This is a genomic window from Streptomyces sp. R11 (genome assembly GCF_041051905.1).
GTDB lineage: Bacteria > Actinomycetota > Actinomycetes > Streptomycetales > Streptomycetaceae > Streptomyces.
Genome location: NZ_CP163432.1, coordinates 8,399,614 through 8,416,983, shown reverse-complemented (window position 1 = coordinate 8,416,983; position 17,370 = coordinate 8,399,614). Strand labels below are relative to the sequence as shown.

At 72.2% G+C, this 17,370-nt stretch carries 18 protein-coding genes and 1 pseudogene; 6 read left to right on the top strand and 13 right to left on the bottom strand.

Annotated elements, in window-relative coordinates:
• Positions 1 to 275 precede the first annotated feature (275 nt).
• The 6 genes from AB5J55_RS38945 to AB5J55_RS38920 are packed head-to-tail and all read right to left on the bottom strand — an operon-like array spanning position 276 to position 4,006.
• Positions 276 to 2,036: a complex I subunit 5 family protein gene (locus AB5J55_RS38945; RefSeq protein WP_369275145.1), complete on the bottom strand. Its 1,761-nt coding sequence runs from the start codon at positions 2,034 to 2,036 to the stop codon at positions 276 to 278.
• Positions 2,036 to 2,383: a sodium:proton antiporter gene (locus AB5J55_RS38940; RefSeq protein WP_369276416.1), complete on the bottom strand. Its 348-nt coding sequence runs from the start codon at positions 2,381 to 2,383 to the stop codon at positions 2,036 to 2,038. The genes AB5J55_RS38945 and AB5J55_RS38940 overlap by 1 nt, the downstream gene beginning before the upstream one ends.
• A gap of 10 nt (positions 2,384 to 2,393) precedes the next feature.
• Complete coding sequence (locus AB5J55_RS38935) at positions 2,394 to 3,134, bottom strand: MnhB domain-containing protein (RefSeq protein WP_369275144.1); 741 nt, start codon at positions 3,132 to 3,134, stop codon at positions 2,394 to 2,396.
• Positions 3,131 to 3,382, bottom strand: coding sequence for a Na(+)/H(+) antiporter subunit B (locus AB5J55_RS38930; RefSeq protein ID WP_369275143.1), 252 nt, complete (start codon positions 3,380 to 3,382; stop codon positions 3,131 to 3,133). Before AB5J55_RS38930 ends, AB5J55_RS38935 begins: the two co-directional genes overlap by 4 nt.
• Positions 3,375 to 3,827, bottom strand: coding sequence for a monovalent cation/H+ antiporter complex subunit F (locus AB5J55_RS38925; RefSeq protein WP_369275142.1), 453 nt, complete (start codon positions 3,825 to 3,827; stop codon positions 3,375 to 3,377). Before AB5J55_RS38925 ends, AB5J55_RS38930 begins: the two co-directional genes overlap by 8 nt.
• Positions 3,824 to 4,006 carry a hypothetical protein gene (locus AB5J55_RS38920; RefSeq protein ID WP_369275141.1) on the bottom strand — a complete coding sequence of 61 codons (183 nt, stop codon included), beginning with the start codon at positions 4,004 to 4,006 and terminating at the stop codon, positions 3,824 to 3,826. The genes AB5J55_RS38925 and AB5J55_RS38920 overlap by 4 nt, the downstream gene beginning before the upstream one ends.
• A gap of 584 nt (positions 4,007 to 4,590) precedes the next feature.
• Between AB5J55_RS38920 and AB5J55_RS38915 the strand changes: the two genes are divergently transcribed.
• Positions 4,591 to 5,052, top strand: coding sequence for a VanZ family protein (locus AB5J55_RS38915; protein WP_369276415.1), 462 nt, complete (start codon positions 4,591 to 4,593; stop codon positions 5,050 to 5,052).
• Here AB5J55_RS38915 and AB5J55_RS38910 read toward each other — a convergent pair.
• Complete coding sequence (locus AB5J55_RS38910; protein ID WP_369275140.1) at positions 5,049 to 5,825, bottom strand: sulfite exporter TauE/SafE family protein; 777 nt, start codon at positions 5,823 to 5,825, stop codon at positions 5,049 to 5,051. The two genes, AB5J55_RS38915 and AB5J55_RS38910, sit on opposite strands and share 4 nt — an antisense overlap.
• 213 nt (positions 5,826 to 6,038) lie before the next feature.
• Between AB5J55_RS38910 and AB5J55_RS38905 the strand changes: the two genes are divergently transcribed.
• Positions 6,039 to 7,268, top strand: coding sequence for a family 16 glycosylhydrolase (locus AB5J55_RS38905; RefSeq protein WP_369275139.1), 1,230 nt, complete (start codon positions 6,039 to 6,041; stop codon positions 7,266 to 7,268).
• Positions 7,269 to 7,283: 15 nt separating this feature from the next.
• Here AB5J55_RS38905 and AB5J55_RS38900 read toward each other — a convergent pair whose 3' ends face one another.
• Complete coding sequence (locus AB5J55_RS38900; protein WP_362385739.1) at positions 7,284 to 7,520, bottom strand: hypothetical protein; 237 nt, start codon at positions 7,518 to 7,520, stop codon at positions 7,284 to 7,286.
• A 125-nt stretch (positions 7,521 to 7,645) separates the two neighbouring features.
• Between AB5J55_RS38900 and AB5J55_RS38895 the strand changes: the two genes are divergently transcribed.
• From AB5J55_RS38895 to AB5J55_RS38885, 3 genes are all read left to right on the top strand, one after another.
• Positions 7,646 to 8,668, top strand: coding sequence for a PHP domain-containing protein (locus tag AB5J55_RS38895; protein ID WP_369275138.1), 1,023 nt, complete (start codon positions 7,646 to 7,648; stop codon positions 8,666 to 8,668).
• Between the two features lie 335 nt (positions 8,669 to 9,003).
• Entirely contained in the window at positions 9,004 to 9,969 is a 966-nt protein-coding gene (locus tag AB5J55_RS38890; RefSeq protein WP_369275137.1) for an SDR family NAD(P)-dependent oxidoreductase, read from the top strand.
• Positions 9,970 to 10,053: 84 nt separating this feature from the next.
• Positions 10,054 to 11,082: an SDR family oxidoreductase gene (locus AB5J55_RS38885; protein WP_369275136.1), complete on the top strand. Its 1,029-nt coding sequence runs from the start codon at positions 10,054 to 10,056 to the stop codon at positions 11,080 to 11,082.
• Between the two features lie 46 nt (positions 11,083 to 11,128).
• On the opposite strand, the gene AB5J55_RS38880 is transcribed toward AB5J55_RS38885, so the two are convergent.
• From AB5J55_RS38880 to AB5J55_RS38865, 4 genes and pseudogenes are all read right to left on the bottom strand, one after another.
• Positions 11,129 to 11,371 (bottom strand): hypothetical protein, encoded by a 243-nt coding sequence (locus AB5J55_RS38880; protein WP_369275135.1) that lies wholly within the window; start codon positions 11,369 to 11,371, stop codon positions 11,129 to 11,131.
• Between the two features lie 71 nt (positions 11,372 to 11,442).
• Entirely contained in the window at positions 11,443 to 12,732 is a 1,290-nt protein-coding gene (locus AB5J55_RS38875; protein WP_369275134.1) for an ROK family protein, read from the bottom strand.
• Between the two features lie 59 nt (positions 12,733 to 12,791).
• Complete coding sequence (locus AB5J55_RS38870; protein WP_369275133.1) at positions 12,792 to 13,754, bottom strand: phosphotransferase family protein; 963 nt, start codon at positions 13,752 to 13,754, stop codon at positions 12,792 to 12,794.
• Positions 13,755 to 13,778: 24 nt separating this feature from the next.
• Positions 13,779 to 15,290 (bottom strand): annotated as a pseudogene (locus tag AB5J55_RS38865) (reductase); the annotation flags it as partial.
• A 163-nt stretch (positions 15,291 to 15,453) separates the two neighbouring features.
• On the opposite strand from AB5J55_RS38865, the gene AB5J55_RS38860 reads away from it, so the two are divergent.
• The gene (locus AB5J55_RS38860; protein ID WP_369275132.1) at positions 15,454 to 15,948 is read left to right on the top strand and encodes an FBP domain-containing protein; all 495 of its coding nucleotides are present in this window, start codon (positions 15,454 to 15,456) and stop codon (positions 15,946 to 15,948) included.
• A 7-nt stretch (positions 15,949 to 15,955) separates the two neighbouring features.
• Here AB5J55_RS38860 and AB5J55_RS38855 read toward each other — a convergent pair whose 3' ends face one another.
• Positions 15,956 to 17,323: an erythromycin esterase family protein gene (locus tag AB5J55_RS38855; RefSeq protein WP_369275131.1), complete on the bottom strand. Its 1,368-nt coding sequence runs from the start codon at positions 17,321 to 17,323 to the stop codon at positions 15,956 to 15,958.
• Between the last annotated feature and the right edge of the window lie 47 nt (positions 17,324 to 17,370).

Here is a 17,370-nt window from a genome sequence, read left to right as displayed (position 1 = left end):
GCCCGAGCGGCGAAGCCGTACGGGCGCTCCGGCGAAGCCGATGCCGGACGCCGCCCGGCAGGCGGGCATCTCCCGTGCCCTCACACGAGGGAGCGCCCGGCCGACCGCTGGTTGCCGGTGGCGCCGCCGGGCAGGCCTCGTCGGCGAAGCGACGTCAGGCCTTGAGGGAATCGGGGGATCGCCGGGTGCCGGAGGCTCGCGCTGCGGAGCCATGTGGGTGCTCCGGCGAGGCCATGCCGGGCGCCGCCCGGTGGGCCGGCACTTGGCTGCGGGGCCTACGGCAGCACGCCCGGCAGGGCCAGTGCCCCCAGTAGGGTGGCCCCGACCATGACCCAGGCCACGTAGTCCCCGACGTGCCCGGACTGCAGGCGGCGTAGGGGGCGTGCGTGGGACGGGGCGGCCAGGAGGTCGGGGCGGGTGACGGCGAGGGCTGCGAGGCCGAGGGCCAGTGCCGTCGCGGCGAGGTCCAGTAGGACGCCGGCAAGGGTCCAGTGCGGTGCGGCGACGGGGGCGCCGCCGGAGCCGGCCTCGTTGACTGCGTGGGCCACGACCGCGCCGAAGCCGGGGGCCACGCCGACGGCGAGTGAGGCGGCGAGCAGGACGGCGGGGACCGCGGTCATGGTGTCGGGGATCCGGCTGAGCCGGTGCCGGGTCTCGGGCCGTTCGCCGGCGCCGGTCGTCTCGTACTCGGTGTCGTCCTCGGGCGTCGGGCCGAGCCCGAGGAACACCCGGGCGGCGACCCGCAGTACGGCCGCGGCGGTGACCGCGCTCGCGACCACGTACAGCAAGGTCAGCGGGCCGCCCGCGGCCTTCTCCGTGACCGCCTTCCCGAATCCCGTCCCGAAGGGCGGGAGGCCGGCGAGCGCGAGCGCGCCCACCACGTACATCACTGCGACACCGCGCAGTTCCCGGGCCCGCCCGTGCAGCGCGTGCTCGTCGACGGTGCCGTACCGGTCGAGGAGAATGCCCGTGCAGGCGAACAGCGCGGCCTTCACCCCGGCGTGCCCGAGGACGTACAGCGCGACCCCGTCGTCGGCCTGAGGTGTGAGGACACCGATGCCGATCAGGAACAGCCCGGTGTGGGCGACCGTCGAGTACGCCAGCAGCCGTTTGATGTGCCGCTGGTACCAGCACATGACGGCGCCGATCACCGCGGTCAGCGCACCGAGGACGACGAGGACCCGCTCCAGGTCGGCCGCCGGGATCCCGCCGGGTCCGGCGAAGACGGTGCCGTACACGCGCCAGACGCCGTACACGCCGAGTTCGACCATGACGCCCGACAGCAGCATGCACACCGGTGTGGGTGCGACGGCGTGCGCGTCCGGGAGCCAGAAGTGGAACGGTACGGCGGCCGACTTGATCAGCAGGCCGGTCAGGACGAGCACGAAGGCGGCCAGGACCAGCGCGTCCGGCGGCCCGTGGGCGTCGAGGCCGCGGCCGATCCGGGCCATGGCGAGCTCGCCGGTACGGGCGTACAGCAGCGCGATGCCCATCAGCATGGCGTAGGCGCCGAGCGAGGTGACGATGCCGAAGGTCAGGGCGCCCTGCACGGCCTTGGCCTCCTCGACCCGGGTGCCCGTCAGCGCGTAGGCGACGACGCTCATCAGCTCGAACCACACGAACGCGTTGAACAGATCGCCCGCGATCGCGAATCCGCACATGCCCGCCTGGAGCAGCAGGACCAGCGCGGGGAACGAGCCGGAGTGCCGGCGCGGGGGCTCCTCGAAGTAGCGCCAGGAGTACGCCAGGGCCGCGAGGGTCAGCAGGGAGGCCACGGCCGCCATGCCGAGCCCCGCGCCGTCCCCGACCAGGACGATGCCGACGCTGCGGTCCTCCACGGGCGTCCAGCCGCCGACCCATTCGACCATCGGCGGCGAGGAGTTCAGCGACAGCACGATCGCGAGCCCGGCCGTGCCCGCCGCGACGGCACAGCCGACGGAATCCGCGACGACGCGGGGCAGGCGACGACCACCTGCGACCAGGAGGGCGGCACCGAGCAGCGGTACGGCGACGAGCAGCGGCAGCAGGTCGTTCATCAGCCGCGCAGCTCGGAGAGTTCGTCGGGGTCGACGGTGCCGTGCCGCTTGGCGACCTGGATGACGAGCGCGAGCAGCAGCGCTGTGACGGTGGCGCCGACGACGACGTCGGTGAGGGCGAGGGCCTGGACGACCGGGTCGACGACGGGGCGTGAGCCGGGCTCCAGGTCGGAGAAGACGGGCGCGGTGGCGTCGTCGCGGTATCCGACGGCCAGCAGCAGGACGTACGTGGACGACTGGCAGACCGCCAGACAGCCGACGGCGTGGATCAGATTGCGGCTGGTGGCGAGCCCGTAGCAGCCGACCAGGAAGATCCATACGGCGACGAGGTACGGCAGGACATCCATCACGGCGCTCTCACTTCCCGCTCTCCTCCTCGATCTCGACGGACTGGTCCAGGAATCGGGCGAGCAGCACGACGACCGCGCAGGCGACCTCCATGCCGACGGCCGCGTTCAGCAGGGGCACGGTGCCGCCGGAGGACAGCGTGTTGAACGTGCCGTACGGAAGCACGGTGTTCGCGAGGAACGCGGTGCCGCCGATGAGGCCCGCGAGGCCGGTGACGAGGTAGGCCGAGGTGGCAATAGCATCACCGACCTCGTACAGGCCGACCGGACGGACGCGTTCCAGGGCGCGGTAGTCGGCGCCGAGGTAGAGCAGATGCAGGGCGGTCGCGGCGACGACGCCGCCCTGGAAGCCGCCGCCGGGACTGAGTTGACCGTGCGCGATGACGTACAGGCCGACGACCAGGGCGACCGGCAGGACGATCAGGGCGTAACGGCGCACCGGCGGGGCGACGTCGGCGGGTTCGGGCCGGGCGCGGTGCTCGTCGCGGGTCTGCCTGAGCAGGACGACGCAGCCGACGACGGCCGCGAACAGGATGGTCATCTCGCCCATGGTGTCGAAGGCGCGCTGGTCGAAGTTGACGGAGGCGATGGTGTTGGCGGTCTGCCGGGCGAGGGAAGCGCGCACCGCGCGGTCGCCGTACGGGTGGCTGTCGCCGCCGAAGTCCGGCAGCCGCAGGCAGGCGGCGACCAGGAGCACGGCCAGGCCGGCGCCGCCGACGGCGACGAGCCGGAGCCGGGTGCGCGGGCTCATTCGTCACGCCCCTTGCGCCGCTTGACCTTGCGGACCGACAGGAGCAACAGCAGCGGGGTGAGGGCGCCGCCGACCGCCAGTTGGGACAGGGCGACATCCGGTGCCTGCACCGCTGTGAACAGCACGGCGAGTACGACGCCGAGGACGGCCAGCACGAGGGCCTGGCGCACGGGGTCGCGGACCAGTACGGCCACGGTCGCGCAGCCGGCGACCAGCAGCAGCGCGACGATGATCACCGCGTCAGCCACGGCGCACCCCCGCGATGCCGCCGGACAGCGCGTGGGAGGCGACGATGTTCCCGCCGATCAGCAGCGCGCCCGTGAGCAGGACCTTCAGCATCGCCCGGCTCGGTCCCTCCGCCACGCACAGCGCCAGGACCACGGCCGCGCCGAGGCCGGCGGCCGCCCACGTCAAGCCCCAGGCGCGCGGCGGGTCGTCGGCGAGTTCCCCGGTCAGCAGGCGGGCGAAGACGAGGGTGCCGACCGGGCCGAGCAGGGCGAGGACCAGGGCGAGATCGACGTAGGCGGGGCGGTCGTATCCCTGGGCGAGCAGGAGCAGTCCGGGGCAGGCCAGGGCCGTGGACAGGTTCTGCGCGACGACCCTGCGCCGCAGCGGTCCGGTGGCGACGCCCCACAGGGTGGCGCCCACTCCCCCGCCGAGCACGGCGGTCGCCGCGAGGAGCCAGCCGTTCATCGGCCGGCCACCGCCCGGCGCGCGGCGACGGCGGCCAGTGCTGCCACGCCGGCGACGCCCGCGCCGACCGCGAGTTCAAAGGTGTCCACGGTGGTGACGAGGATCAGCCACAGCACGGCGAGTGCGGCCCACCAGGCCAGGAACTCGGCCGCGGCGAGCAGCGTCGTACGCCGGTCCATGCGCCACCTCCGCGAGCCAGATGTCCGTTCAGTTCCGTTCCGCGTCATCCAAACACCACCCCGGATGACGGAGGCGGCGGCACGCGCGGGCCTCCGCCCGGAGTGCCCCGACAGCGGGAAGGGAAACCGTGGACGGCTGTGATATCGGGCGCGACACGGTGGGCATCTCGACGCGGTGCCGGGGTAAACGGCGTATCACGAAGGGACGTTGAAGACTGGAGGATCGCATGGCCGGTGGGACCTCACGTTCGCGTGCCGCGTTGCACCCCGGCACTCCCAAATCCAGAGGTGCCGCCAAGGCGGCAGGAGGAGCGAAGGCCGCAGGTTCCGGCAAGGCGGCGGGGAGCTCGAAGTCGGCGGGTTCCCTCAGGTCCGCCATGGGCGCGAAGTGGCGAGAGACAGCCAAGTTCGCGGGCGGCTCGAAGTCGCGGGGCGCGGGCAAGTCCGCGGGCCGCGCAAAGTCGGGAGGTACCGCCGAGCCCGGACTCAGGGCCAGGTTTGGACGCACCACGAAGTCCGGACGCACCGCCAAGTCCGAGCGCGCCACCACATCCGCACGCACCACGCGACCCAGGCGAAGCCCCCTGCGCTTTCTCGCCCGTCTCCTCGCGATGCTGTGCGCCTTCGCGTTCATGGTGGCCTTCGCCGTCGTTCTGGCGAAGCTCACCCTGCAGCCCTCCCCCGCGTCCGAGGCGCTGACGCACACCAACCTGCAGCCGGGCAGTTCACTGCGGGCCTATCTGGACCAGCCCGAACTGCGCGACGCCGTCAAGCAGATCGGGGGCAATGTGCTGCTGGGTGTCCCGTTCGGCATCCTCGTTCCGGTCCTCGCGCCACGAACGCGCGGTGTCCTGCGCGTCCTGCTGCTGACGGCGACCGTCATGCTCCTGGTCGAGTTCGCGCAGGGTGCCCTGGTGACGGGACGCGCCTTCGACATCGACGACGTCATCCTCAACACCACCGGCGCCCTGATCGGCTACCTCCTGCTGGGCCGGCGACTGAGCCGCGTGGTGCACGCCCGGGGGTCTCGCCCCGCGAAGGCCTAACGCAGCACCAACTGGACGATGGCCACCGTGCCGACGACCACGATGAACGCGCGCAACGCAGCGGGGTGCAGCCGGCGGCCGGTCCTGGCTCCCAGGAGGCCGCCGGCTGCGGACCCGATCGCGAGGAGGCCCACGGCCGTCCAGTCGAACTCCGCGGCGACGAGGAAGAACAGCGCGGCGACGGAGTTGACCACCGCGACGAGCACGTTCTTGGCCCCGGTGAGGCGTTGCAGGCTGTCGTCGAGGAGCATGCCCATCAGGGCGACGTAGATGATGCCCTGGGCGGCCGCGAAGTAGCCGCCGTAGACGCTGGCCAGGGTCAGTCCGACGAGCAGCAGGGGGCCGCCGTCGGGGCGCGGCGTCTTTCCCTTACGCGCCCGGCGACTGCTCAGCTTCCCGCTGATCAGCGGTTGCAGGACGACCAGCACGAGGGCGAGGCCCACGAGGACCGGCACGATCCGTTCGAACGCCGAGGCCGGCAGGGCCAGGAGCAGCACGGCGCCGCTGAGCCCGCCGAGGACGGCGCCGGCGCCCCACTTCAGCAGGCGCCGACGCTGACCGCGCAGTTCCTCGCGGTAGCCGATGGCTCCGCTGATCGAGCCGGGGATCAGCCCGAGCGCGTTCGAGACCGTGGCGGTGACGGGTGGCAGGCCGGTCGCGAGCAGGACCGGGAACGAGATCAGCGTCCCCGAGCCGACGACGGCGTTGACGGCACCGGCGGCCATGCCCGCGCCCAGGATGGCGAGGAGTTCACCGATGTGTGCGGCGTTCATGGCGAGAAGCCTAGGAACCCGACGCTTCGGCAGTGGACGAACCATGCCGGGTGGGGGCGATCTCTCCGCGGGATCCGGACACTCAAGTTCTGGTCCGTACCAAGGTATTGACGGCCTCTTACCTCACTCCTTAAATCAAGTGGCGACACCTTCACCCCCCACCTCGGTCGGCGCACCCCGTCCCGCACGGGCCGCCGCATGGAAGGGAGCACGATGGCCTCCCCACGCCTGCTCCGCACCGCTCTCCTCGCCGCCCTGTCGGCCGTCCTGGTCGCGTCCGCCGCGATCGGCCCCGCACAGGCGGAACCTCCGGACGTCTCGGCCGCCGCGGTGACGTTCTCCGACAACTTCGACGGGCCCGCGGGCGCCGCGGTCGACTCGTCGAAGTGGCAGATCGAGACCGGCGACAACGTCAACAACCACGAGCGGCAGTACTACACGTCCGGCAACAAGAACGCGGCGCTGGACGGCCAGGGGCACTTGGTGATCACCGCCCGGCGCGAGAACCCCGCCAACTACCAGTGCTGGTACGGCACCTGTCAGTACACCTCGGCCCGGCTGAACACCTCCGGCAAGTTCACCGCGCAGTACGGGCACGTCGAGGCGCGCATGAAGGTGCCGCGGGGACAGGGCATGTGGCCCGCGTTCTGGATGCTCGGCACACCGGTCAACTGGCCGGACTCGGGCGAGATCGACGTCATGGAGAACGTCGGCTTCGAGCCCTCGACGGTCCACGGCACCATCCACGGCCCCGGCTACTCCGGGTCGGGCGGCATAGGCGCCGGCTACTCCCTCCCGAACGGACAGGCCTTCGCGGACGCCTTCCACACCTTCGCCGTCGACTGGGCACCCGACTCGATCACCTGGTCCGTGGACGGCAACGTCTACCAGCGGCGCACGCCCGCCGACCTGGGCGGCAGGCAGTGGGTCTTCAACAAGCCCTACTTCCTGATCCTGAACCTCGCGGTGGGCGGCTACTGGCCCGGCGACCCGGACGGCTCCACGGTGTTCCCGCAGCAACTGGTGGTGGACCACGTCTCGGTGACGACCGGCGACAGCCCCGCCGGCGGCGCGATCAGGGGGCTGGCCGGGAAGTGCGTGGACGTGGCCGGGGCGAGCTCCGCGAACGGCACGCCCGTACAGCTCTACGACTGCAACAACAGCGCCGCCCAGCAGTGGTCCGTCGGCTCGGACGGCACGCTCCGCGCGCTCGGCAAGTGCCTGGACGCCACCGGGAACGGCACGGCGGACGGCACGACGGTCCAGCTGTGGGACTGCACCGGCGGGCCCAACCAGAGATGGACGGTCACCGCGGCAGGCGACATCGTCAACCCGCAGGCCGACAAGTGCCTCGACGTGACCGGCAACAACTCGGCCAACGGCACCCGGCTGCAGATCTGGACCTGCACCGGCGGCGGCAACCAGAAATGGACGGTCGGCTGACCCGGCAGTCCGCCCCTAGTGGTGGTGCCAGGTGAACTTGTCTCCGCCCACCCAGCGGACCACGTCCGGGTCGTCCAGGTCGTGGACCGTGATGCCGAACGCGGCGGCGTACTCCAGGACGTCGGTGATCGTCCTCGGCTGACCGACGACTTCACCGTCGATCTCCATGATGCGGAACGGAGGCGTGCCCGGCTGAACCCCGAGCACCATGATCCGCGGCTGTGAAATGTGCGGGCTCGCGCTTTCGGTCATGAATAGAGCGTAGAACGCAACCCGCGTCAACGAATCCTTCAGGCGGACCGCGACACGCAGCCGCCGCTCCGTCCACCGCCGTGCGGGCGCCGCAGGGCCGGGGAACCCTGGAGGAGGAGGTGGCGATGGATCCCGTCGACGCGCTGAACCGGATCGCGTTTCTGCTGGAGCGGTCTCTGGAGCCGACGTATCGCGTACGTGCCTTCCGTACGGCCGCGCGGGTGCTGGCCGGGCTGCCGGCGGACGAGGTGCGGGCGCGGGCGGAGGCCGGGACGCTGGAGTCGCTCAAGGGCGTCGGCCCGAAGACGGCCCAGGTGGTGCGCGAGGCGCTGGCCGGCCAGGCGCCCGCCTATCTGACGGATCTGGAGGGCCGGCCGGCGGCCGAGCCGCCCGTGAACGGCCACCGGCTGTGGGAGCTGCTGCGCGGGGACTGCCATCTGCACTCCGACTGGTCGGACGGCGGCAGCCCGATCGAGGAGATGGGCAGGACGGCGGCCGAGCTCGGCCACGACTGGGCGGTGCTGACCGATCACTCGCCGCGCCTGACCGTCGCCCGCGGGCTGTCGGCGGACCGGCTGCGCGAGCAGCTGGACGTGGTGGCGGAACTGAATTCGACCTGGGCGCCCTTCCGGCTGCTCACCGGCATCGAGTGCGACATCCTGGAAGACGGCTCGCTCGACCAGGAACCCGAGCTGCTGGAGCGGCTCGACGTGGTGGTCGTTTCCGTCCACTCCAAGCTGCGGATGGACGCCCGCACGATGACCCGCCGCATGGTCACCGCCGTACGCAGTCCGCACGCGGACGTCCTCGGCCACTGCACCGGACGGCTGATCACCGGGCGGGGCCGGCCCGAGTCGGAGTTCGACGCGGACGAGGTGTTCGCCGCGTGCGCCGAGTCCGGAACGGCGGTGGAGATCAACAGCCGGCCGGAGCGGCTGGACCCGCCCCGGCGGCTGCTGCGGCGGGCCGTGGCAGCGGGCGTGCTGTTCTCCGTCGACACCGACGCGCATGCGCCCGGGCAGCTCGACTGGCAGCGCTACGGCTGCGCCCGGGCGGAGGAGTGCGAGGTGCCCGCCGAACGGGTGGTCACCACCTGGACGGCGGACGAGCTGCTGGCCTGGACGCGTGACAAGTCAGCGGTGAAGTGAGCGGGCCGGCAGCGGGCGGAACGGGGCGTGACGGGGCGTGACGCACATCACCGCAGTTCGGGGCAAACACAGGAACACTCGCCGGTAGTTTCCCGTTGAACCAGCCGTGGGTGCGGATGGGACAGTGTCCCCGGGCCTCACCTTTTGCCCACAGGGACGATCGTTCGGCTGAAGCCCTGTGGAGCCTTTCGCCGAGAGGCGACCGCCATCCGCGCCCACACCTGAAGACCGCCCCGACCGGAACTCCCCCGTCCGGCCGGGGCTTTTTCCTGTTCGGGCGTGTCCCCACAGGTCGGCTTGCCTTCGAGAGCGCTCCAATTCGTAGCGTTCCGCACATGAGCACCGCACAGCACAGGATCGGCTCCGGCTTCGGGGCCGCAAGCACCGCCGACGACGTCCTCCAGGGCATCGACCTCACCGGAAAGCTCGCGATCGTCACCGGCGGCTACTCCGGCCTCGGTCTGGAGACCACTCGGGCACTCACCAGGGCGGGCGCCCATGTCGTCGTCCCCGCCCGCCGCCGCACCACCGCCGAGGAGGCCCTGTCCGGCCTCGCCGGCGTAGAGGTCGACGAGCTGGACCTCGGCGACCTGGAGAGCGTGCGCGGCTTCGCCGAGCGCTTCCTCGCCTCCGGCCGCACGCTCGACATCGTGATCGACAACGCCGGGATCATGGCCTGCCCGGAAACCCGGGTGGGGCCGGGCTGGGAGGCACAGTTCGCGACCAACCACCTCGGTCACTACGCCCTGGTCAACCGCCTGTGGCCGGCGATCGAACCCGGCGGCGCCCGCGTGGTGTCGGTCTCCTCGCGCGGCCACCACCTGTCCGGTATCCGCTGGGACGACGTCCACTGGCGCCACGGCTACGACAAGTGGGAGGCGTACGGGCAGGCGAAGACCGCGAACGTCCTGTTCGCCGTCCACCTCGACAAGCTCGGCGCCGAGCGCGGGGTACGGGCCTTCTCGCTCCACCCGGGCGGCATCCTCACCCCGCTGCAGCGCCACCTCGCCAAGGAGGAGATGGTGGAGCGCGGCTGGATCGACGAGCAGGGCGACATGCTCCACCCCGAGGCCTTCAAGACCGCTGAGCAGGGCGCGGCCACGCAGGTGTGGGCCGCGACGTCGCCGCAGCTGAACGGCATGGGCGGGGTCTATCTCGAGGACTGCGACATCGCCGAGCCCGCTTCCGACGACGACGAGGACCGCAGCGGCGTCATGGACTGGGCCACCGACCCGGAGCAGGCGGCGCGGCTGTGGACGCTGTCGGCGGAGCTGACGGGCGTGAACGCGTTCGCCGCCTAGTCGCGTCCGTACCCGGTGCGTGCAACTCCTCCCGGACGGGGGTACTCGAGGGTTCCCGACCCCACTCTCCGGGAGGAGCCGCAGGTGAGCAGCGAAGCGGCCCGAAGGATCGTTGTCACCGGTGCCACGGGCAATGTCGGTACGAGTGTGATGCGGCTCCTCTCGGAGGATCCGGAGGTTGGCTCCGTACTGGGGATGGCCCGCCGGACACCCGACTGGTCGCCGCCGAAGACGCAGTGGGCGGCGGTGGACCTGGCGTCCGACCGCTCAGATCTGGCGGACATGTTCGAGGGCGCCGCCGCCGTCATCCACCTGGCCTGGGCGTTCCAGCCGACGCACGATCCGGCGTCGACGTGGCGCACGAACGTGCTGGGCGGCATGCAGGTCTTCGACGCGGTGGCGACGGCTAGAGTCCCGGCGCTGATCCACGCCTCGTCCGTCGGCGCGTACTCGCCGGGTCCGAAGGACCACGCCGTGGACGAGTCATGGCCGACGCACGGCTGGCCCGACGCCGCGTACTGCCGGGAGAAGGCCTACCTGGAACGGGCGCTGGACACCTTCGACCGGGCCCACCCCAGGGTGCGGGTGGTGCGGATGCGGCCGGCGTTCCTGTTCAAGCGGCAGTCGGCGAGCGAGCAGCGCCGTATCTTCGGCGGGCGGTTCCTGCCGGGGCCGCTCGCGCGACCCGAGCTCCTGCGGTTCCTGCCCGACATCCCGGGACTGCGGGTGCAGGCCCTGCACAGCGACGACGCGGCCACGGCGTATCAGCTGGCCGTGAAGTCCGACGTGCGCGGGGCGTTCAACCTGGCGGCCGAGCCGCCGGTCGACGCGAGGGTGCTGGGCGAAATGCTCGGGGCCCGGCCGGTCCGGCTTCCGCGCACGGCGGCCCGCTCGGCGATCGCCGCCGCGTGGGGGCTGCACCTGCTGCCCGCTTCCCCGCACCTCTTCGACGCGGTCCTCGGGCTGCCCCTGATGGACTGCACGCGGGCGCGTACGGAACTGGGCTGGCGGCCGGAGCGCTCGGCGACCGAGGTGCTGGAGGAGTTCGTGCAGGGCCTCCAGCACGGTGCGGGCGCACCGACGGAGCCCATGCGGGGCCGCAAGGTGGGCTGACCCACGCCCTGCGGCACCCCGCTCGGCCCCGGCTGGAACTCTTCTCTCAGCCCGGCGACTCCTCGGGCGCCGGGTGCTCGGGATGGACCGCACCGGACTGCCGCGCGCCTTGTCGACTCGTGCCCGCCTCATCGGTGTCGGGCACGTCGTCCGCTTCGGTGGTCGTGCCCTCCGCCGGCCCGGCCGGCAGATCCCACGGGTCCTCCCCCGGGGTGGCTTGCTGGTCCGGCAGATCCCTCGGTATCGGCTCGCCGGTCTCCTCCTGCGCCTCGCGACGGTCGTCGGCCATGGTGCACCTCTTTCACGTCGTCCAAGGTCGTCCGAAGGCCCGCGAGTACCGCCCCCGCCGCCGGCGAAACCTCAGTGCGCCACCCGCTCCGCCAGGGTTGTGTGCCAGGCGGGCGTCGGGCCCTTTGCCGCGGGCTCGGCGAGTCGGCCGCCGCGGGCGAAGAAGTCGGCGAGCGGCAGGATCGCGGCCCCGACGGTGACTGCGTCCGGGCCGAGCTTGCCCAGGTCGATCGTGACTTTCCCGGCCGGATGCCGCAGGGCGTACGCGGCGGCATGACGGCGTACGGCGGGCAGGAGGCGGGCGCCGAGCCGGAGTCCCGCCCAGCCGCCGATCAGGATGCGCTCGGGCTGGAAGAGGTTGATCAGGTCGGACAGGCCCGCGCCCAGATACTCGGCGGTCTCCTCCAGTACGGCGAGTGCCACCGGGTCGGCCGTGCCGCCCTCGGACGGATACGCGCCGGCCAGCAGCGCCGCCAGCGCGGTCTCCTCGTCGGCGCCCTCCGGCAGGCTCCCGCCCTCCTCGTGCCAGCGCGCGAGCAGCGACTCGGCGCCCGCGTACGCCTCCAGGCAGCCGAGCGCACCGCAGCGGCAGCGGCGCCCCCGGACCCGTACCGTCAGATGCCCCCACTCGACCGCCCGGCCGTGCTCGACCTCGGGGGTGACCAGGCAGGCGCCGACGCCGGAGCCGAAGAGGACCACGACCGCGTTTCGGGCGCCGCGTCCGCCGCCGAACCACATCTCGGCCTGGCCGAGGGTCCGGGCACCGTTGTCGATGAAGTAGGGAACGGAGTCCGGGAGTTGGGAGCCCTCGCGCAGTCGCTGCTCCAGCGGAACCGCGTCCCAGCCGATCGTCTGTCCGTGCACCACGGCGCCGAGCTGCGGCGTACGCTCGACGATCCCGGGGACGCCGATGCCGACGCCGAGGAGCCGCTCGGGGCCGACGCCGGCGCCCGAGAGCACCTCGGTGATGCCGTCGCGCACATGGCCGACGATGCCCTCGACCTCGTACCGCTGCTGCGCCAACGGCCTCTCCGCACGGGCGAGTTCGGTGAGGGTCAGGTCGAACAGCCCGATCCGCACCCGGGTCTCACCGACGTCGACGCCGATCATGTGACCGCTGCCGGGCGCGACGCGCAGCAGGATGCGGGGCCGGCCGCCGTCGGAGTCGACGCTGCCGGCCTCCTCGACCAGACCGTCGGCGATCAGCTCGGCGACGACGTTGCTGACGGACCCGGAGCTGAGCCCGGTCGCGGGGCCCAGTTCGAAGCGGCTGAGGGGGCCGTCGAAGTAGAGGCGCTGCAGCACGGCCGTCCGGTTGCCGCGTCTGAGGTCCCGTACCGTGCGCCCGTTCCGCCCCGCCATGCGGCTCCCCTTCGGTCGGCCCTGCTCCGCGCCCTGTTCGAATCGTCCCCCATTGTGGCCTACGACGTCAGATCCTCGATCTCGGCCAGCGCCGCCACGAGCTCCGGAGCGACCGTGTCCTGGACCCAGCGGTGCTGTGCGGATGAAACCGCCCGGGGAATCGTCTCCGTGATCATGATCAGGTAGAGGTAGGAGCGGTAGAGGGCCAGCCGCAGCCGGGCGGAGACGTCGAAGGCGGCCCGTCCCCCGGCCTGCCGGTAGCCGGCGAGGAACGCCTCGTCCTTCTTGATGTCGCCCAGGAGCGCCAGGGAGACGAAGTCGGCCAGCGGGTCGCCCCAGAACATGCGCTCCCCGTCGATGAGGCCCCCGATCCGGGCCTCCCCCGATGTGCGGTCCACCAGGATGTTGCCCGGCCACAGGTCGAAGTGGATCAGGTGCGGGACGGTGACGTCGTCCAGTGCGTCGAAGGCGGCCCGGAGCGTGTGCGCCACGGCGTCGGCGGGGCGCGGCAGCCGGGCCCCGTAGCGGCGGGCGTCGTCGAGGACGGCGTCGAGCATCCCGGTGAACGCGGTGCGCCAGTCGGCGGCGAGCGGGCCGAGGGCACCGGACGGATAGCCGAAGCCCGGTCCGGTCATCCGGTGCAGGCGGGCCACCTGGCGGCCCAACTCCGTGCGCAGGGCTGTCCGTTCGGCCTCGGTGAGCTCACCGTTCCAGGGCTCGCCGGGACAGGCCGTCATCAGCAGCCGGTCCCCGCCGGCCACCACACGCGGTGCGGGTACGTCCGCCTTGGCGGCCGCGCGGTAGAACTCGGCCTCGGACACCAGCAGCCGGCGCTCGTGCCGCAGTCCCGGGACCGTAGGTGCGGGCGGCACCTTCAGGACATAACGGCGGCCGTCCGCGAGGAGCAGTTCCTCGACCGTGTTGTACGTGCCGCCCGACAGCGGGCGCAGGTGGGCGAGGTGTTCCGGCGGTATGCCCGCCATGTCCAGGACCTGCCGGGCCCGCTCCCAGGAGTCCACCACCGTGCACCCACCCCGCCCCTTCGGTCAGCCGGCCGCGTAGACGTCCTCCACGTAACGGCCGTCCGCGACCAGTCCGTCGAGCCACTGCCCGGCCGCCGCGTCGTCGGCACCCGGCGTGCGCTCCCGGTACAGCGTACGGAACGCTTCCCGCACACCCGGCGCCATCCGCGAACGGTCCCCGCAGACGTACACCCGGGCACCCGCACCGAGCAGCTCCCAGACCTCGTCGGTCTCGGCGGCGATCCGGTGCTGCACGAAGGCCACATCGCCTTGCGGGCGGCGCTGAATGCCGGGCGGAGCGAGACGGCTCCGGCGGCCTCCGCGGCGCGCAGTTCCCCGGCGTGCAGGTAGTCGGCGTCGGGGGCATCGCAGCCGAAGTAGCAGAGGGCCGGGGCGAGTTCGGCGCCGAGCGCGAGGACCGCCGTACGGTCGGCGATCGCGCCGCGGAACGGGGCGAGGCCGGTGCCCGCTGCGACCATGACGAGCGGCGCGTCGGCGTCGATCCGGAAGACCTCCCGGCAGGGCTGGACGCGGGCGTACACGGTGTCGCCGGGCCGGACGGAGGCGAGGTGTCCGGATCCGGTGCCTCGGTAGGTGCCCTTGCCGGAGCGCGCCGGGGCCTGGAGCAGGGAGATCATCAGGTCCGCGTGATCAGGGTCGACGGCGGGCGAGGACGAGACGGAGTAGCGGCGCGGGCGCAGCGGGGTCAGGATCTCCAGGAGCTGCGGCCAGTCGAGGGCGCCGCGCAGGGCGGGGAAGTCCTCGATCAGCTCCACCAGGGCGCGCGGATCGTCGGTGAGGTTCGCCAGTGCCGTGCGCTCCGGCGGGCACGGGTTGGCGGCGGCGAGGACGGAGAGCTGGGCGGCGCTGGGTCGCTCCTGCAACTCGACTTGGCGAGTGAGGAGTTGACGTACCGTCAAAGGCCGGTCCACCGCGAGGCCGCCGCGGCGCGGGCGGGTCGGCCGGATGTCCAGGACGGAGTCGAGGTCCACGCGGAGTGCGGCGGCGGCGCGGTCGACAAGGGCCGGGGCGTTGGCGGGCAGGACGGTGAGGTGTTCGGCGGTGCGGTAGGTGACGCCGTCCGGCAGGGCGACGCGGACGAAGCGCTTGCGGCGCGGGTGACCGGGCGCGGTGAGGTCGTACGCCTCGGTGACGGTCATGGGGACGAGGCCGTGCCGTTCGGCGAGGGCGTCCAGGGGGCCACCGGTCAGGGTGCGGACCTCGTACGCGGTCGTCGGCTCGTCGTCGGCCGGGACGGTGGCGTCCGGGTCGCCGTACCGCTCCAGCAGCGCGGTGCGGAGCCTGGTCGTGAAGTCCCGTACCGCGCCGGCCAGATCGCCGGAGGCGTCGGCGGCGGCGCGGTCGACCGGGCGGGTGGCGCCGAGTTCGGCGAGGCGCTCGTGGATGCGGGTCGGGACGTGCTGGTAGGTGGCGGCCCAGTTGCGGTCGCCGACGCCGAGGACGGCGTGGGTGACGTCGGTGGCGTCCACCGCGTCGTCCAGCCAGGTGGCGAAGGCGGTGGCGTCGTCACGGACGCGTCGCAGGGCCTCCGGAGGAGGCCGCGACATGTCGTAGTGACCCGACCTCGCCCTCGCCGAAATTCACTGGCTCCCCCTCAGCCACCCTGCCTAACCTAGCCACGAACCTAGTACCACTAGGTTTTATTTAGGTGTAACGCTTGAGCCCCCAGGAGGCCCCCATGAAGCCGCTCACCGAGCAGGACATCCGCAACTCTTTCATCAACTGCTCGAAAGGGGAGGCCAAGCGCGTCTCCCTCCCCCGCGATCTCGGTGAACGCCCTTGGGACGACCTCGACTTCCTGGGGTGGCGGGATCCGGGGGCGCCCGATCGCAGCTATCTCGTGGTCGAGCGGGAGGGGCGCCCGGTGGGTGTCACCTTCCGGTTCCCGACCTCGCGGCGCGGATTCCTGCACCGCAGCATGTGCTCGCTCTGTCTGACCACCCATCCGGGCGGCGGCGTCTCGCTGATGACGGCGCGCAAGGCGGGCCCCGCCGGGCGCGAGGGCAACTCCGTCGGCGTGTACATGTGCACCGACCTCGCCTGCTCCCTCTACGTCCGGGGCAAGAAGATCCCGGATTCCGGGGCCCGCTTCGAGGAGAGCCTGACGCTGGAGGATCAGATCGCCCGGACCACGGGCAATCTGACCGCCTTCATCGACAAGCTGTACGTCTGACGGACTGCTATCGGTCCCGCAGCCGCGCCGCCTCCACCTCGCGCAGATGAATCAGGACGTCGTAGCTGCGGGCGAGCGCGATGTCGTGCGGGCCGTCCGGATAGGCGGTGCCGATGCTGCGCGTCGGTCGGGCCCGGCGCAGCCAATCGTCAGCCGGTGATCCGACGGATCGCAGGTCGAGTAGGTAGTCGCCGTGCCGCGCCACCCGGTCGAGGGTCCGCTCGTTGGTGCCCGGGCCCGCCGGGCCGAGCGTCCAGCGGCGGATGGCGTCGTCGTCCCGGCCGGTGGCGTTGAACGAGCCGTGGCCGAAGGTCAGGCCGACGCTCAGATAGCCCGCGCCGAGGCGGTCGCGCAGGACGGCGCCCTGCACCTTGGGGTTCTCGGCGGGCTCTTCCGGGACGTAGCCGACGTGGTTGTTGTGGGCCGACAGCAGCACTTTGGTACCGGTGTGCTCCTGCCACCACACCACGTTGGCGGCCATCACCCGGTCGCGGTAACGCATGGCCTCGGCGATCTGCGCGGGGTCCTCGACGTCGAAGTCGTACTGCCGGGCGGTCCGGTCGATCACCGTCGCCTGCTGGACGGCCCAGTCGTACGCCTCCGTGTCGGCGGCGCCGGCCCCGCGCCCGGCCTCCCGCCGCAGCAGCGCGAGCGCCTCGCCCGTGCGCGCCGCCCGCTCCTTGCGTTCGGCGTACGGCAGACCCAGGTACTGCTCGATGTACGCGCCCGTCGGCACGGTGGGCCGCAGCCCGCGGTAGAGCTCGGCCAGCCGGGCGCTCAGCTCGGGCCGGGCATCGGCCGCGTAGTCCTCGACGGCGTCGTACAGCTCGGGTCCGGTCCAGGCGATGTCGTCGCCCATGAAGCGGACGGGGTCACCGGGGTGCCGGAGGTTGTATCCGCGCATCCACTCGACCAGCCGCAGGTAGTCGGTGTTGTTCCACCACAGGTAGTCCCGCTGGAACTCCTCCCGCATGATGCGCCGAGGATCGCCCTTGCCGTGGAGCACATAGTCGTTGAGGCGCAGGCCGGTGCTCCAGGGTGCCTCAAGCGCGAAGGTGCGGAAGCCCTTCTCCTCGACGAGATGCCGGAAGACGCGGGCCTTGAGGGCGAAGAAGTCGTGCGAGCTGTGGGTGGCCTCCCCCAGGCCGACGACCCGGGCGTCGCCGATCATGCGGTCCAGGGGGCGCAGATCTCGGGTGTCGCCGCCGGGCTCCACGGTCCGCAGCGGGTGAGCGGCGCGGTCGAGCGCCTCGACGACAGTGGTGGAGGTGGTGGCGGGTGCCGCCGTGGCCGGGATGCCGGTCGTCAGGGCGGCGAGGATGATGAACAGGGTCAGCGTTAATCCGGTCCGATGCCGATGCCGATGCGATTGCATGATCCAAGGCTTGCGTTCCGGGCGGGTGGGGACCATCCGACGGTCCT